This is a genomic window from Brevundimonas sp. BR2-1 (assembly GCF_037626195.1).
Taxonomy (GTDB): Bacteria; Pseudomonadota; Alphaproteobacteria; order Caulobacterales; family Caulobacteraceae; genus Brevundimonas.
In genome coordinates this window covers 83,799-97,521 of sequence record NZ_JARKMV010000003.1, presented here as the reverse complement: position 1 = coordinate 97,521, position 13,723 = coordinate 83,799, and the positions used below count along the sequence as shown (strand labels likewise).

The 13,723-nt window shown below is 68.0% G+C and carries 22 protein-coding genes and 1 other RNA gene; 14 read left to right on the top strand and 9 right to left on the bottom strand.

The window, feature by feature from the left end; translation table 11 throughout:
- Positions 1-2 precede the first annotated feature (2 nt).
- The 5 genes from BrevBR_RS13345 (at position 3) to BrevBR_RS13325 (ending at position 2,829) form a co-directional block, all read left to right on the top strand.
- A complete protein-coding gene (locus BrevBR_RS13345) occupies positions 3-860 on the top strand; it encodes a thymidylate synthase (RefSeq protein ID WP_340001271.1) in 858 nt (285 codons plus the stop codon).
- Positions 860-1,174, top strand: coding sequence for a phosphoribosyl-ATP pyrophosphohydrolase (locus tag BrevBR_RS13340; RefSeq protein ID WP_340001270.1), 315 nt, complete (start codon positions 860-862; stop codon positions 1,172-1,174). Before BrevBR_RS13345 ends, BrevBR_RS13340 begins: the two co-directional genes overlap by 1 nt.
- Before the next feature lie 73 nt (positions 1,175-1,247).
- Positions 1,248-1,919 (top strand): aquaporin, encoded by a 672-nt coding sequence (locus tag BrevBR_RS13335; protein ID WP_340001269.1) that lies wholly within the window; start codon positions 1,248-1,250, stop codon positions 1,917-1,919.
- Positions 1,920-1,976: 57 nt separating this feature from the next.
- The gene (locus tag BrevBR_RS13330) at positions 1,977-2,492 is read left to right on the top strand and encodes a dihydrofolate reductase (protein WP_340001268.1); all 516 of its coding nucleotides are present in this window, start codon (positions 1,977-1,979) and stop codon (positions 2,490-2,492) included.
- Positions 2,493-2,505: 13 nt separating this feature from the next.
- A complete protein-coding gene (locus BrevBR_RS13325; protein WP_340001267.1) occupies positions 2,506-2,829 on the top strand; it encodes a YbjQ family protein in 324 nt (107 codons plus the stop codon).
- Between the two features lie 6 nt (positions 2,830-2,835).
- Here the strand turns inward: BrevBR_RS13325 and BrevBR_RS13320 are convergent, their stop codons facing one another.
- Positions 2,836-3,942 (bottom strand): Mrp/NBP35 family ATP-binding protein, encoded by a 1,107-nt coding sequence (locus BrevBR_RS13320; RefSeq protein ID WP_340001266.1) that lies wholly within the window; start codon positions 3,940-3,942, stop codon positions 2,836-2,838.
- Positions 3,943-4,015: 73 nt separating this feature from the next.
- Between BrevBR_RS13320 and miaA the strand changes: the two genes are divergently transcribed.
- The 4 genes from miaA (at position 4,016) to BrevBR_RS13300 (ending at position 6,670) form a co-directional block, all read left to right on the top strand.
- The gene (gene miaA / locus BrevBR_RS13315) at positions 4,016-4,897 is read left to right on the top strand and encodes a tRNA (adenosine(37)-N6)-dimethylallyltransferase MiaA (protein ID WP_340001265.1); all 882 of its coding nucleotides are present in this window, start codon (positions 4,016-4,018) and stop codon (positions 4,895-4,897) included.
- A gap of 1 nt (position 4,898) precedes the next feature.
- Positions 4,899-5,264, top strand: a transfer-messenger RNA (tmRNA) gene (ssrA, locus tag BrevBR_RS13310).
- 71 nt (positions 5,265-5,335) lie between these two features.
- Positions 5,336-5,827, top strand: a complete 492-nt coding sequence (locus BrevBR_RS13305; protein ID WP_340001264.1) for an SspB family protein — start codon at positions 5,336-5,338, stop codon at positions 5,825-5,827.
- Between the two features lie 60 nt (positions 5,828-5,887).
- Positions 5,888-6,670: a C13 family peptidase gene (locus tag BrevBR_RS13300; RefSeq protein ID WP_340001263.1), complete on the top strand. Its 783-nt coding sequence runs from the start codon at positions 5,888-5,890 to the stop codon at positions 6,668-6,670.
- Here the strand turns inward: BrevBR_RS13300 and BrevBR_RS13295 are convergent.
- Positions 6,633-6,995, bottom strand: a complete 363-nt coding sequence (locus tag BrevBR_RS13295) for a RusA family crossover junction endodeoxyribonuclease (RefSeq protein ID WP_332640420.1) — start codon at positions 6,993-6,995, stop codon at positions 6,633-6,635. The two genes, BrevBR_RS13300 and BrevBR_RS13295, sit on opposite strands and share 38 nt — an antisense overlap.
- Before the next feature lie 92 nt (positions 6,996-7,087).
- On the opposite strand from BrevBR_RS13295, the gene fumC reads away from it, so the two are divergent.
- Positions 7,088-8,476, top strand: a complete 1,389-nt coding sequence (gene fumC, locus BrevBR_RS13290; RefSeq protein ID WP_340001262.1) for a class II fumarate hydratase — start codon at positions 7,088-7,090, stop codon at positions 8,474-8,476.
- A 110-nt stretch (positions 8,477-8,586) separates the two neighbouring features.
- On the opposite strand, the gene BrevBR_RS13285 is transcribed toward fumC, so the two are convergent.
- The 3 genes from BrevBR_RS13285 to BrevBR_RS13275 form a co-directional block, all read right to left on the bottom strand.
- Positions 8,587-8,994 (bottom strand): hypothetical protein, encoded by a 408-nt coding sequence (locus BrevBR_RS13285; protein ID WP_332640418.1) that lies wholly within the window; start codon positions 8,992-8,994, stop codon positions 8,587-8,589.
- A 76-nt stretch (positions 8,995-9,070) separates the two neighbouring features.
- Entirely contained in the window at positions 9,071-9,472 is a 402-nt protein-coding gene (locus BrevBR_RS13280) for a YccF domain-containing protein (RefSeq protein WP_332640417.1), read from the bottom strand.
- A 103-nt stretch (positions 9,473-9,575) separates the two neighbouring features.
- A complete protein-coding gene (locus tag BrevBR_RS13275; protein WP_340001261.1) occupies positions 9,576-9,809 on the bottom strand; it encodes a DUF2171 domain-containing protein in 234 nt (77 codons plus the stop codon).
- A gap of 72 nt (positions 9,810-9,881) precedes the next feature.
- Here BrevBR_RS13275 and BrevBR_RS13270 point away from each other — a divergent pair, with 72 nt between their 5' ends.
- On the top strand, positions 9,882-10,058 hold the full coding sequence (locus BrevBR_RS13270; RefSeq protein ID WP_340001260.1) for a DUF4169 family protein: 177 nt from the start codon (positions 9,882-9,884) through the stop codon (positions 10,056-10,058).
- 3 nt (positions 10,059-10,061) lie between these two features.
- Entirely contained in the window at positions 10,062-10,217 is a 156-nt protein-coding gene (locus BrevBR_RS13265; protein ID WP_332640414.1) for a hypothetical protein, read from the top strand.
- Here the strand turns inward: BrevBR_RS13265 and BrevBR_RS13260 are convergent.
- Positions 10,214-11,149: a DMT family transporter gene (locus tag BrevBR_RS13260; RefSeq protein ID WP_340001259.1), complete on the bottom strand. Its 936-nt coding sequence runs from the start codon at positions 11,147-11,149 to the stop codon at positions 10,214-10,216. The genes BrevBR_RS13265 and BrevBR_RS13260 overlap by 4 nt on opposite strands.
- Positions 11,150-11,239: 90 nt before the next feature.
- Complete coding sequence (locus BrevBR_RS13255) at positions 11,240-11,995, bottom strand: Coq4 family protein (RefSeq protein ID WP_340001258.1); 756 nt, start codon at positions 11,993-11,995, stop codon at positions 11,240-11,242.
- Positions 11,996-12,092: 97 nt separating this feature from the next.
- On the opposite strand from BrevBR_RS13255, the gene BrevBR_RS13250 reads away from it, so the two are divergent.
- Complete coding sequence (locus BrevBR_RS13250; protein WP_332640411.1) at positions 12,093-12,329, top strand: ribbon-helix-helix domain-containing protein; 237 nt, start codon at positions 12,093-12,095, stop codon at positions 12,327-12,329.
- A gap of 44 nt (positions 12,330-12,373) precedes the next feature.
- Complete coding sequence (locus BrevBR_RS13245) at positions 12,374-13,090, top strand: SIMPL domain-containing protein (RefSeq protein ID WP_332640410.1); 717 nt, start codon at positions 12,374-12,376, stop codon at positions 13,088-13,090.
- Here BrevBR_RS13245 and BrevBR_RS13240 read toward each other — a convergent pair.
- Positions 13,087-13,407 (bottom strand): hypothetical protein, encoded by a 321-nt coding sequence (locus tag BrevBR_RS13240; protein ID WP_332640409.1) that lies wholly within the window; start codon positions 13,405-13,407, stop codon positions 13,087-13,089. The genes BrevBR_RS13245 and BrevBR_RS13240 overlap by 4 nt on opposite strands.
- 3 nt (positions 13,408-13,410) lie before the next feature.
- The gene (locus BrevBR_RS13235) at positions 13,411-13,608 is read right to left on the bottom strand and encodes a hypothetical protein (protein ID WP_332640408.1); all 198 of its coding nucleotides are present in this window, start codon (positions 13,606-13,608) and stop codon (positions 13,411-13,413) included.
- Positions 13,609-13,723 lie beyond the last annotated feature (115 nt).

Genomic DNA, 13,723 nt, shown 5'->3' with positions numbered 1-13,723 from the left:
CCATGAACGCCGTCGCCACCCTTGAAGACCTGCACGCACGCACGGGCGCCGTCGCGGCGGATCATCCGGAGTGGCAGTACCTCAATCTGCTGCGCGACATCCTCGACAACGGGGCGCAGCGCGACGACCGGACGGGCACCGGGACGCTGGGCGTGTTCGGGCGGCAGATGCGGTTCGATCTGAGCAAGGGCTTCCCGGTCCTGACGACCAAAAAGCTGCACCTGCGGTCGATCATCGTCGAACTGCTGTGGTTCCTGCGCGGCGAAACCAACATCGGCTGGCTGAAGGACAACGGCGTCAGCATCTGGAACGAATGGGCCGACGCCGAGGGCGAGCTGGGTCCCGTCTACGGCAAGCAGTGGCGATCGTGGGCGGCGCCGGACGGCCGGGTGATCGACCAGATCACAAAGCTGGTCGAAGGCCTGAAGACCAATCCCAACAGCCGCCGCCACATCGTTTCGGCGTGGAACCCGGCCGACGTCGACGACATGGCCCTGCCGCCCTGCCACTGCCTGTTCCAGTTCTTCGTCGCCGACGGCAAGCTGAGCTGCCAGCTGTACCAGCGGTCGGCCGACGTCTTCCTGGGCGTGCCGTTCAACATCGCCTCCTACGCCCTTCTGACCATGATGGTGGCCCAGGTGTGCGGCCTGAAACCGGGCGAGTTCGTCCACACCTTCGGCGACGCCCACCTGTATCTGAACCACGTCGAACAGGCCGAACTGCAGCTGAGCCGCGAGCCCCGGCCCGCCCCGACCATGACCATCACCCCGCGCGACGACCTGTTCGCCTACCGGCTGGAGGACTTCGTGCTCGAGGGCTACGAGCCGTGGCCGCATATCAAGGCGCCGGTCGCGGTCTGATGCACCTCAAGACCCTGCAGGCGGACGTCCTGCGCATCTCGGACATCTACGCCGCCGAACACGGGATCGAGCGGTCCGCCGACTGGGCCCTGCTGAAGATCCAGGAAGAGCTGGGCGAGCTGACCGCCGAACATCTGCGGATGAGCGGCCGGGCGCGCGGCGCGGCCGACGCCGGCAAGCTGGGCGACGAGGCGGCGGACGTGCTGGGCATGCTGCTGATCTATTGCGACCGGGCAAATATCGACCTCGAACAGGCGATGCAGCGCAAATGGCTGCACTGGCTCACGCCGAAGACCGCCGTTCCACCAACCTAGCTTCACCATAAGACTCGGCCCACCCTCCCCTCGACCCCGCGTGAAGCGGGGCCGTAGCAACGGGGAGGTTGCCATGGTGAGGAAGTTCGCAGCGGAGTTTGTCGGCACGCTGGTGCTGGTTCTGTTCGGGTGCGGCGCGGCCGTGCTGGGCGGGTTTGATCATGTGGGTCAGCTGGGCATCGCCCTGGCCTTCGGTTTCGCCATCGTGGCCATGGCCTATGGCATCGGCCCGGTATCGGGCTGCCACGTCAATCCGGCGGTCAGTCTGGGGGCCTTCGTGGCCGGGCGGATGTCGCTGAAGGACATGGGTCTGTACTGGGTCGCCCAATTTCTGGGAGCGGTCGCGGGGGCTTTTCTGATCGGGCTGATCGCCCAGACCGGCTTCGCCAATCTGGGCGCCAACGGCTTCGACGCGGGCTCGCCCGGCGGCTACGGCCTGCAGGCGGCCCTGATCTTCGAGGTGGTGATGACGGCCATCTTCGTGGTCGTGATTCTGGGCGTCAGCGGCGACCAGAAGCACGGAGCCTTCGCCGGCCTGGCGATCGGCATCACCCTGGCGGTGATCCACATCGTCGGCATCCAGGTGACCGGCGTCTCGGTCAATCCGGCGCGCAGCTTCGGCCCCGCCGTGCTGCAGGGCGGCGAGGCGCTGAGCCAGGTTTGGGTGTTCTTCGCCGCACCCGCCGTCGGCGCAGTGCTTGGCGCCCTGCTGTTCCGCTTCAAGGTGCTGGAACCTGTGGCCTGATCGCGTAAGAACGGACGGCGGTCGCCACGCCGCCGTCCGCTTCCGTCGAGGTCCCGCTTGCCCCTGCCCCAACTCGTCCTCGTCGTCGCCCGGGCCCGCAACGGTGTGATCGGCCGCGACGGCGACCTGCCGTGGCGGCTGCGCAGCGACCTGCAGCGGTTCAAGGCGATCACGGTCGGCAAGCCCTGCGTCATGGGCCGCCGGACGTGGGAGAGCCTGCCGCTGAAACCCCTGCCCGGCCGACTGAACATCATCCTGTCCCGCGACGAGTCGTTCGCGGCGCGCGGGGCCCTGGTCTGCACCACCCTGGACGAGGCGATCGAGATCGCGCGCGAGACGGCCGAGGAAGACGGCGTCGACGAGATCTGCGTCATCGGCGGCGCCGGCCTGTTCGAAAAGGCCCTGCCCCGGGCGAAGCGCCTCTATCTCACCGAGGTCGAGGCCGAGCCCGAAGGGGATGTGGTCTTTCCCGCGTTCGACGAAACGGCCTTTGTCGAGGTATCGTCCGAGGCGCATCCGGCCGGCGAGAAGGACGACCACGCCTTCGTCTTCCGTGTGCTGGAGCGGCGCTGAACAGGAGACGACCATGCTGACCGTGACCACCAACGACATTCCCGGCCACCGGGTCGTGAAGACGCTGGGCGTCGTGCGCGGCATCACCGTGCGCTCGCGCAACGCCATCAGCGACATGGTCGGCGGGGTGCAGTCGATCCTCGGCGGCCGGGTCGGCGTCTATGTGAAACTGGCCGAGGCGGCCCGTCAGGAAGCCTATGACGAACTGATCGCCCATGCGCGGGAGATGGGCGCCAACGCCGTTCTGGCCATGCGCTATGACGCCAACGAGATCATGCCGGGGATCACCGAAGTGCTGGCCTATGGCACGGCGGTCGTGATCGAGCCCGAGGCCTAGGCCGGTTCAGCCAAGGCCCAGCGCGCCGGCCAACCGTTCCGCGAGAGCGGCGAAGCGCCGGGCGATGTCGCCGTCCGGCTGGACGATGACGACCGGCGCGCCGGCGTCGCCGCCTTCGCGGAAGGCCGCATCCAGTGGCAGGTCGCCGAGGAAGGGAATGGACAGGCGCTCCGCCTCGACCTTCGCTCCGCCCCGCCCGAAGACGTCGCCCGCCATGTTCTCGATCAGGCCCAGGGTAGGGACGCCGACCTTTTCGAACAGGCGGTGGGCCCGGCGGGCGTCGGCCAGCGCGACCTCCTGCGGCGTCGAGACAATGACGGCGCCGTCCAGCGGCGTCTTCTGGATCAGGGTCAGCTGGACGTCGCCGGTGCCGGGCGGCAGGTCGACCACGAGGATGTCCAGCGGCGCGTCCTGCGTTCCCCAGGCCGTCTGGGTCAGCATCTGGGTCAGGGCCTGGGACGCCATCGGGCCGCGCCAGATCATGGCGTCGTCCGCCCTGGTCAGCAGGCCGACGGACATCGCCTTCATGCCGTGGGCGAGGTGAGGCTGGATCTTGCCGTCGCGGTATTCGGGCTGGCCGGAGACGCCCAGCATGGTGGGCAGCGAGGGGCCGTAGACGTCGGCGTCCAGCAGGCCGACGGACAGGCCCCTGCCCTCGCGTTTCAGGGCGGCGAAGGCGGCGGCCAGATTGACGGCGACCGTCGACTTGCCGACTCCGCCCTTGCCGCTGGCGATGGCGAGGACGCGGCGGACGTGGGCGGGCCGGTCGGTCGCAACGGGTGCTTTCGGGCGCGTCTGGTCGACGGCCTGCGGCGACAGGGAGGCCCGGCGCGTCGGCGCCGTGATCGCCTCGGCCGACAGGACGACGGAAACACGCGTCATCCCGGGCAGGGCCTTCAGCGCGGCCTCGGCGGCGTCGCGGACCGGGGCGTAGAGGGCGGCGTCGGCGGTGGGAACCTCCATGACGAAGCCGGCGCGGAGTCCGTCAGGTGTGGGGGCGACCGTCAGCCCCTGCACCAGACCGGCGGCGACCAGCCCCTGCCCCGTCTTCGGATCGAGGATGCCGTCGAGGGCGTCGATGACTTGCTCACGGCGGGGGGAACGGTCGGGCAAGGCGATTCAGTCCGGGTTGCGGGAGCGAAGCCTGCGTTCTATCGCCGGAGACTCCCGCCCGCGAGCCCCGCATTTGTCACAGCCCCTCATCACCCTGATCGCCGGCCCGACCGCCTCGGGCAAGTCGCGGCTGGCGCTGGACATGGCGCGGCGCACGGGGGGGCTGATCGTCAACGCCGACAGCCAGCAGCTCTACGCCGACCTGCGCGTGCTGAGCGCCCGGCCGTCAGCGGAGGAAGAGGCGCAGGCGGAGCACGCCTTGTACGGCGTGGCGGACGCAGCCGACGCCTGGTCCGTCGGGCGGTGGAGCCGGGCGGTCCTTCCGCTGGCGACGAACGAAGCTGCGCAAGGCCGTCCGGTGCTGTTGGTCGGTGGAACGGGGTTGTATTTTACATCTTTGACCAAAGGCTTGGCGGATATTCCGGATATTCCGGTCGAGGTGCGCGACGCGGCCGGCGCGATATACGACGCCGAAGGCGAAGCCGTCTTCCGCCGTCGTCTGGCCGAGGTCGACGCCGCATCGGAGGCGCGGATCGAGACCGGCGACCGGCAACGGCTGACGCGGGCCTGGGCCGTGGCGGACCACACCGGGCGATCGCTCAGCGACTGGACCGCGGACACGACGCCGCTCCTGTCGCCGGAGGCCTGGACCGGGGTGGTGATCGAGCCGTCGCGGGAGGCGCTCTACGCCAACTGTGACAGGCGGGTGGCGCAGATGGTCGAACAGGGCGCGCTCGACGAGGTTCGGGCCCTGACGGCTCGCGATCTGGATCCCGCCCTGCCCGCGATGAAGGCGGTCGGCGTGCGCGAGTTCGCGGCCCATCTGGCGGGCGAGACCACGCTGACTGCGGCGGTGGAGGCGACGCGCCAGGCGACACGCAACTACGCCAAACGTCAGCTGACCTGGTTCAGGAACCAGACGCCCGGCTGGGCGCGCCATCCCGGATACGCGTGAAGGTCTTGGAACATTAGGCCCTTGCGCCTATATTGGTCCTGTCCGGGTTCGCCCGGACTATGGCGATAAACGCGCTTGTAATAAGCGGACCGGACCCGGGTGCGATTCCCGGCGGCTCCACCATTCCTTCCCCGCGTTATCGGCGGAGCGAGCATGGGGCCGACTAGCATCGACGGACGTGTAAAGAAGACTGCTTTCGCCCGTCCTGGCCCACCGTATCGGGCCATTTTCTAACTGCGAACGATAACTTCGCTGGAGAAGTCGCTCTCGCCGCGTAAGCGGTTCGGGTGATTTCGAACACTTAAGTCCTGGGGGATCAGTTCCTCAGGCGGGGCCGCCGGGAGCCTGCCAACAGAATCCCGGCACTTTCACCACATCGCCACCTTTCGCCCGCCGCCCGGCGCAGCTATCAGTTCGCCCGAACCCCCGAGGCGAGCCATGGCCGACGAAACTCCCCCAGTCGACGAGATGCACTATGAGCAGCTGGCGCAGGACGCCCTGCGCGGCGTCATCCGCTCGGCGCTGGAGCGCGCGGCGCTGCCCGAAGGCATCCCCGGGGCGCACCATTTCTACGTAACCTTCAAGACGCGGGCGCCCGGCGTCAGCGTGCCGCCCGACATCATGGCCAAATATCCGGACGAGATGACGGTCGTGCTGCAGCACCAGTACTGGGACCTGAAGGTCGAGCCGACGAAATTCTCGGTCATGCTGAAGTTCGGCGGCATGCCCAAGGTCCTGGCCATGCCCTATACGGCCGTGACCCGGTTCTACGATCCGTCCGTCCAGTTCCTGCTTCAGTTCGAGGCGCCGGCCACGGTCGAGGACATCGCCGCCGAGGTCGCGGCCGCGGAGCCTGCGGGGACCGAACCCGAGGTTACGGGCGACGACGGCCCCAAGGTCGTCTCCCTGGACCAGTTCCGGAAGAAATAGCCCCCTTCCCCTCCCGGCGACCTCGGCTAACCTTGGTCTGTTCGAAGCCGGAGAAACGTCATGGGACGGGCGTCTGTCATCGTACTGGCGGTGTGGATCGCCCTTGTCTCGCCCGCCGGCGCCCAGGCGGAGCGGACTTCGTTCAGCCGGTTCGAAGGCTGGACCTCGGCGATCGTTGCGGCGGACTGGCGCGACGGACGCGGCCAGCCCATCCAGGCCTTCGACAACGCGCGCCGGGACCTGGTGAAAGGCTTCCTGGACGCCGGCTTCCCGCGCGCCACCATGGTCGACTACAGCCTGAGGCCGGATGCCTCGAACCCCGAGACGCCGCAGACGGTGCTGGACGGCCTGTATGACGCGGCGGCGCGCGGAAGCGCGGGCTGCCTGCTGTATTTCACCTCGCACGGCGCGCCGACGGCCATGGTGTTCGGCGACGCTCCGCGCATGACGCCCGACATGATGGTCAACATCGTCCGCCGGGCCTGCGGCGCGCGGCCGACGGTGGTGATCGTATCGGCCTGCTACTCGGGCATCTTCGTCAACGCCCTGTCAGCACCCAACCGGATGGTGCTGACGGCCGCCAGCCGCGAGCGGACGTCTTTCGGATGCGGGGCGGACGAGAGGTATCCGTGGTTCGATGGCTGCATCATCGAAGCGCTGCCGACGGCGACCGACTTCCTGGCGCTGGCGGCGGGGGCGCGGGCCTGCGTGACACGCAAGGAGCAGGAACACGCGGTGGACCTGCCCTCGGAACCCCAGTTGTTCGTCGGCTCCGAGATGCAACTGCGCCTGCCGACCCTGCGCTTCAACCGGCCGGTGGCCGCGGGAAGACCCGGATCGTGATCCGCTCCCGTTCGCCCTCGCGGCGTTCGACCAGCAGGCGCGCGACCTGGGCGTCGTCGTGGAACAGATAGCCCTTGATGGCGTCCAGCAGCGCCTTGGCCAGATTGTCGAGGTCCATCCACGGCGGATCGCCGACGTGCTCCATCAGGATTTCGACGGTGTAGTCGCCGTAGGAGGGGCGCGACGACCACTCCTTGCGCATGAACTCATAGACCAGCGGCTTGTAGTATTTGGCCTGGGTCGTCAGGCCGTCGATGGTGATCTCGACGGCGTCGCCGGCTTCACGGGCGCGGACCTTTCCGATGCCGATCCAGCCTGCGGTCATTCAGCGTCCTCGCGTCTGCGCCTTGTTCGCGCGCGGCCCCGTGCTACACCGCCGCGCATCCTCCCGCCACGTCTGAAGAGCCTGCTTTCGCCATGACGAACCGCACTGAAACCGACACCTTCGGCCCCATCGAGGTCGCCTCCGACCGTTACTGGGGCGCCCAGGCGCAGCGGTCGCTGGGGAATTTCAGGATCGGCTGGGAGAGACAGCCTCTGCCCATCGTGCGGGCGCTGGGCATCGTCAAACGCGCCGCGGCCGAGACGAATATGGCGCTGGGCAAGCTGGACCCGGCGATCGGCAACACCATCGTCAAGGCGGCTGACGAGGTCATTGAGGGCCGGCTGAACGACCATTTCCCGCTGGTGGTCTGGCAGACCGGCTCGGGCACCCAGTCGAACATGAACGCCAATGAGGTGATCTCGAACCGGGCCATCGAGATGCTGGGCGGCGAGATGGGGACCAAGAAGCCGGTCCACCCCAACGACCACGTCAACATGAGCCAGTCGTCCAACGACACCTATCCGACGGCCATGCACGTCGCCTGCGCCGAACAGGTGGTCAACGACCTGCTGCCGGCGCTGAAGCATCTGTACGCCGCGCTGGACGCCAAGGCGAAGGCCTGGGGCCACATCATCAAGATCGGCCGCACCCATACGCAGGACGCCACCCCCCTGACGCTCGGTCAGGAGTTCGGCGGCTATGCGCAGCAGGTCGCCAACGGCATCGAGCGGATCGAACTGACCCTGCCGAAACTGATGGAGCTGGCCCAGGGCGGCACGGCCGTCGGCACCGGGCTGAACGCCCCGATCGGTTTCGCCGAACAGGTGGCGCAGCGGATCGCCGCCATCACCGGCCTGCCCTTCGTGACCGCCCCGAACAAGTTCGAGGCCCTGGCCGCCCATGACGCCATGGTGTTCAGCCACGGCGCCATCAACACGGTCGCCGCCAGCCTGTTCAAGATCGCCAATGACATCCGCTTCCTCGGCTCGGGCCCGCGCTCGGGTCTGGGCGAACTGGCATTGCCCGAGAACGAGCCGGGCTCGTCGATCATGCCGGGCAAGGTCAATCCGACCCAGTGCGAGGCCCTGACGCAGGTCTGCGTGCAAGTGTTCGGCAACCACGCCGCCGTGACCTTCGCCGGTTCGCAGGGACATTTCGAGCTGAACGTCTTCAACCCGGTGATGGCCTACAACTTCCTGCAGTCGGTGCGGTTGATGGCCGACGCGGCGGTGTCCTTCACCGACAACTGCGTGGTCGGCATCGAGCCGCGCGAGGACAACATCAAGCGCGGCCTCGACAACTCGCTGATGCTGGTCACCGCCCTGAACGGCAAGCTGGGCTATGACGCCTGCGCCAAGATCGCCAAGACGGCGCACAGGAACGGGACGACGTTGCGCGAGGAAGCCGTCGGCGGCGGCTATCTGACCGACGCCGAGTTCGACGAGGCGGTGCGGCCCGAGAAGATGATCTCGCCGGGCTGATGCACGCCGTCCGGGGAAAGGCCGATACTCGTCGGCAGTCACCGGGACACAGATAAGAAAGGGGCCGCGCCGGAGATCCCGGCGCGGCCCGTCGTCGTTCAGTCCGGGACCTATTCCGAGACGGTGACCGTCGTGCCTTCGATCTCGCAGACGTTCACGCCGCGGATGTCGATGGCGTCGCCGTCGTCGAAATCGGCGCGGAGGTCATACATGCAGCTTTCGACCCCGTCATCGATCGAGACCTCGGCGGTCTCACCGGCGGCGACCACCTGCTCGCCCAGGATGTCGTTGTCCCAGTCGTTGCTGGCGGCCGGCGACAGATAGAGATGGGTCAGGGTGAAGCTGGTGGCGTTCTTGAGGTTGAACTTGACCTCGGCCACGCCGGCGGCAGGCGCGGCGGCGGGTTCGCCGGCGGCTGGCGCAGCTGTGGCGGGCGCAGGCGCGGCGGCGTCATCGCCAGAGCCGCAGGCAGCCAGCAATGTAGCCGCGGCGGCGGCCAGAACCAGGTGTTTGATCATCTTGGAATTCCCCTACAGCAAAGCTGCTGCCATCCAGCCATAGCCGCCGCTGACTCTCCCGTCGAGGTTGGCGGGTTCAGGGCTTGTCGCGGATCGTCCGGCCGATCGGCGCCAGCGCCAGCTTGGCCAGCTCGAGGTCCTTGAGCGCGAACGGGATGCCGATGATCGAGATGAACTCGGCGATGGCGATCACCAAGTGCGACAGGGCGATGTACCAGCCGGCGAAGATGAACCAGATGATGTTCAGCACCAGGCCGACGCCGCCTGTGCCGATGTCATGCCGGCCGGTGAACTCGTCGCGCCAGACCACCTCGCGTCCGAACGGCCAGAAGGAGTAGCTGGCGATCCGCCAGGCGGCGAAGGTCCACGGCAGGCCGACGATGGTCAGGGCCAGGATCGCGCCTCCGAACAGCCAGAGCAGGCCGGAAAGCCAGCCTCCGAAGATGAACCAGAGGATGTTGAGGATCAGGCGGATCAAGGCAGTCGTCTCCTCCCGCCCGTGGCGGGCGCAGATCCCTACATAGGCGAAGGCCCCGCCGGATATCAGCGGGGCCTTCGTGAATTCGCGGTAAGTCGGACGGTCAGTGTTTCTCGGTCCAGCGCGCCCTGGCTTCGTCCTTCGTCACATTCAGATGGACGTGCTCGTCGACGTGATCGACCCAGCTGACCGGGATCATGTGGTGTTTGAAGCCGGCGGCGAGATCCAGTTTGGCCAGTTCGATCCGGTCGCCGATGACGTGATCGACGCGGCCGACGTGCTCGCCGTCCGAGCCGACGACTTCGAGGTGTTCGCGGATTTGAGTCGGGTCTACCATGGGTTCTCCTGACGGTTGGCTGTCGGGGATAATCGCCCGGCGTCGGCCGGGGTTGCATTGCGGAGACCGTGGATGGGCGAGCTCGTCAACCTGAACAAGGTACGCAAGGATCGCGCGAAGGCCGAAGCGAAGGCCGCGGCGAAAACCAGCCGCGCCGCCCACGGACAGTCGAAGGCGGAGCGGACGGCGGCCGAGCGGGAGCGCGCCCGTATCCAGCGCCTTCTGGACGGATCGAAGCTGGAGGACTGAGCCATGGCCGACCCGCGTCAGGACCCGCGCATCAGACACGGGCTGATCCCCGTCCTCGTCGCCATGCGGGTCAAGGCCGAGCGCGAACGGCGCGAGGCCGAGGCGGCGAAGAAGGCGGCGACTCCGGCGAAGAAGAAAAAACGCGGCTGGTTCCGCTAGGCCGCCTTGGGGGCGCGGATCAGCAGCGCCTGACCGGACAGGACCAGCAACAGGCCCGCCAGCGCCGTCCAGCCGAAATGCGCGCCCTCGAACAGCACCGAGACAAGCATGGCGATCGGGGGCGTCAGGGCCGAAATATAGCTGGCCATGGCGTAGCCGATGGTGCGGGCGATGGTGAAATACAGGCCGAAGGCGATCACCGAGCCGAAGATCGACAGATAGAGCAGCGAGCCGACATAGGTGAAGGTCGGGTCGATCCGGAACTCCACCCCTGTCGCCAGGCCGTAAAGCGCCAGCAGGCCCGTGCCGTAGGCCATGGCCCAGGCGGTCGAGGGGATGGCCTCGGAGCCGCGGTTCTGGCCGCGCCAGGCGAAATAGTTGCCGAAGGCCGAGGCCGTGGTGGCGATCAGGGCGAGGCCGACGCCCAGCGCCGCGCGCCGGTCGAAGCCCGCGCTCAGAACCTCGCCGCCCGACAGCACGGCGACGCCGAACAGGCCCAGGATGGCGCCGCCCCAGGATGCGGCCGCGGCCCTCTGGCCCGCGGCGATGCGGAACAGGACAAGGTTCAGAAAGGTCAGGGAGGCGAAGGTCACGGCCACGATGGCCGAGGCGACATGGCCCTCGCTGGCGTAGGTGAAACTGTAGCTGATCGAGAAGGCAAAGGCCCCCTGCCCCAGCGCCGCCAGATGCTGGGCGCGGGTCAGACGCAGGTTCTGGCGGAAGATCAGACAGCCGAGAAACAGCAGGGCCGAGGCCAGGCCGAAGCGCCAGACGATGGAGGCCAGCGGCGGCACCGTCCCAAGCTGCAGGGTGATGGCGTACCAGGTCGTGCCCCAGATCATTGCGCAGATGATCACGCCCACGACGCCCAGCAGTCTGGCGCGGGAGAGGGGCAGGCGAACGACGGGCGCGGCTTCAGTCGGGGAGGACATGCGACCGACATGAACCGCTCCGGGGCGGTCTTCAAGCGGGGTTGTCCACCTCCGCCATAAGGCGGACTTATGACGTCCGGATATCGCCGGTCAGGCCCGCAGTTTCAGCCCGGCGAGCACCTCGGCGGGCACGGTCTGATAGACCGTCGCGGGGCGAATGTTCAGGCGATCCCGGACCTGATCCAGCGGCTGTCCGAACAGGGCTTCGTAGTCCAGTCCGGGCAGCCAGCGCGCGGCCTTGCCGTTGCGGTACGCCTGCCAGACGGCCCGGCGCGCCGGCACCGTGCGCACCTCGCGCTGGATTTCCCGCGCCGCGCCCCAGCCGATGAAGGCGAAGCCAAGATTGCGGGTCTGACCGTACGAGAAGGAGACCACGCAGGCCTCGCCCAGGGCGTCGGTGCCGTAGCCGGCCAGGACGTGCCAGATGTCGTGGATGTCCCTCAGCCGGCGCGAGTACCAGATGACCGGATGGGGGGCGTCGGCCAGGGGCGCGACCTTGCGCGCCTCGTCGGCCAGACCCTCGGCGGTGAAGCCGCGCGCCTCGCGGAACTCCCGATACGCCCCGCCGACCGACCCGGCCGGAAATTGCGACAGCCAGACGGGATCATCGAGCTTGTGAGCCAGTTCTTCACGGAGGAACGCCTGCCGGCCGCCTTCCATGGTGCCGAGCATCCGGTTGTAGCCGCGGGCGATGGAGCCGCCCGAGAGGGCGCGCATGATCTCGAAGACCTGGGCCGTGTCCTCCTTGTCGCGGATGAGGCGGCGGAAGGCGCGCAAGGCGGTGATCGGCTCGAGTTTCTGCGGCCGGAAGCGGCTGTACGTCTGAAAGTCTGCGGTGGCGGTCATGGAGGATCCTGTCGCTGTCATGATCATACCCGATCCTGACGGCAGGTGAACGTCGTTCACGTCGCATCCGGCGCGACCCTGTGCCAGGGTTACAGGCATGCTGAAGAAACGCTCCGTCTCCCTGTCCGGCCACGCCACCTCCGTGGCGCTGGAACCGGCGTTCTGGGCCGTCCTCGATCAGGTCGCCGTCGCCGCGGGCCTGTCTCAAGCCGGGCTGATGAAGCGGATAGACGAAGGGCGCGGCCGCACGCCCCTCGCCTCGGCCTGCCGCTTGCTGGCCCTCGCCTGGGCCGGCGGCGACCGGTCTTTCGCCGAACAGGAGTCCGCCGATTGACAGCGGCCCGGGTTGGCGCATCCTCCGCTCCGGAGGGCGTTCCCATGGCCAATGAAAAACTGATCCCCGCGCTGGTCTTCGGAGGCCTGATCGCCGCCGGGCTTATCGGGAGCGGCGCCCTGATCGGACAGGGAGTGGTCAACGCCCGCGTCGGAGACCGCTCCGTGAGCGTGCGTGGTCTGGCCGAGCGCAATGTGAAGGCTGATCTGGCCGTTCTGCCGCTGCGGTTCACGGCCTCCGGCGATGTCCTTTCGGACGTGCAGGCCCGCGTGGATGGCGATCTCGCCATCGTGCGCCGCTTCCTGACCGCCCAGGGTTATCCCGCCAACGCCGTGTCGCTGGGCCGGCTGGAGGTCGCCGATACGCAGTCCCGCGAATACGCCAACCAGAACGGCGGCCCCCGCTTCATCCTGGCCCAGACCGTCATCGTGCGTACGACCGACGTTGACCGGGTCCAGGCCACGACCCGCGCCCTGAACGACCTCGTGCGCCAGGGCGTGGTGCTGCAGGACTTCACCGGCCCTACCTATGTCTTCACAAGGTTGAACGCCGTGCGCCCGGCCATGATTGCCGAGGCCACGGCCGCCGCGCGCACCGGCGCCGAGCGGTTCGCCCAGGATTCGGGCGCGCCGCTCGGGCCTATCCGGCAAGCCACGCAGGGCTCGTTCGAAATCCTCGCCCGCGACGAGATCGGCGATGAGAGCCAGTCTCCGGACAAGAAGGTCCGGGTCGTGACCACCATCAGCTACCGCCTGCGCTAGGCCTGCGGCTCCGGCGACGGCGTCGGCACCGTCGGCGGCTCGACCTGCGGGACGTCAGGCAGATCCGGCATTTTCGGCGCGTCCGGGAGGGTCGGGCGCGGCAGGTCGACGTCGATGTCGACATTGGTGTCCTTGGCCGGGTTCATGCCGCCGTTCGAGAAGACGACAAAGGCGATGATGATCACCACCACCACAAGGCCCCCGACCAGCAGACCGATCCAGCCGCCGCCGCCGCTGCGAGCGGGCGGATTGTTGATGGTAGTGTGATGCACCTCGGTCCGGGGTTCGCCGGGCGGCGGAACGTTGGGATCTGTCATGGCTCAGTTCGTGCTCGGAACGGCCGGGGCCGAGACTTCGGGCAGGTTGACGTCGACGTTCACGTCCTTGGTCTCGGGCGCGCCGCCGCGGGCGAAGACGAAATACGCCACGATCGCCAGGACGACGACGATGCCGCCGACGATGAAGGCGAGGCCCGCATTGCCGCCGCCGCTGCCGGTGTTGTTGATGTTGTCGGCCATGGAAGACCCCTTCCCTGATTGCTGATGCAGCCGGAACGACGGTCACGCTTCACGGTTCCCGCGAGGCCTTGCGCACACCGCCGCTGACATCCGCCTCCGTGCCCCTTATGTTCCG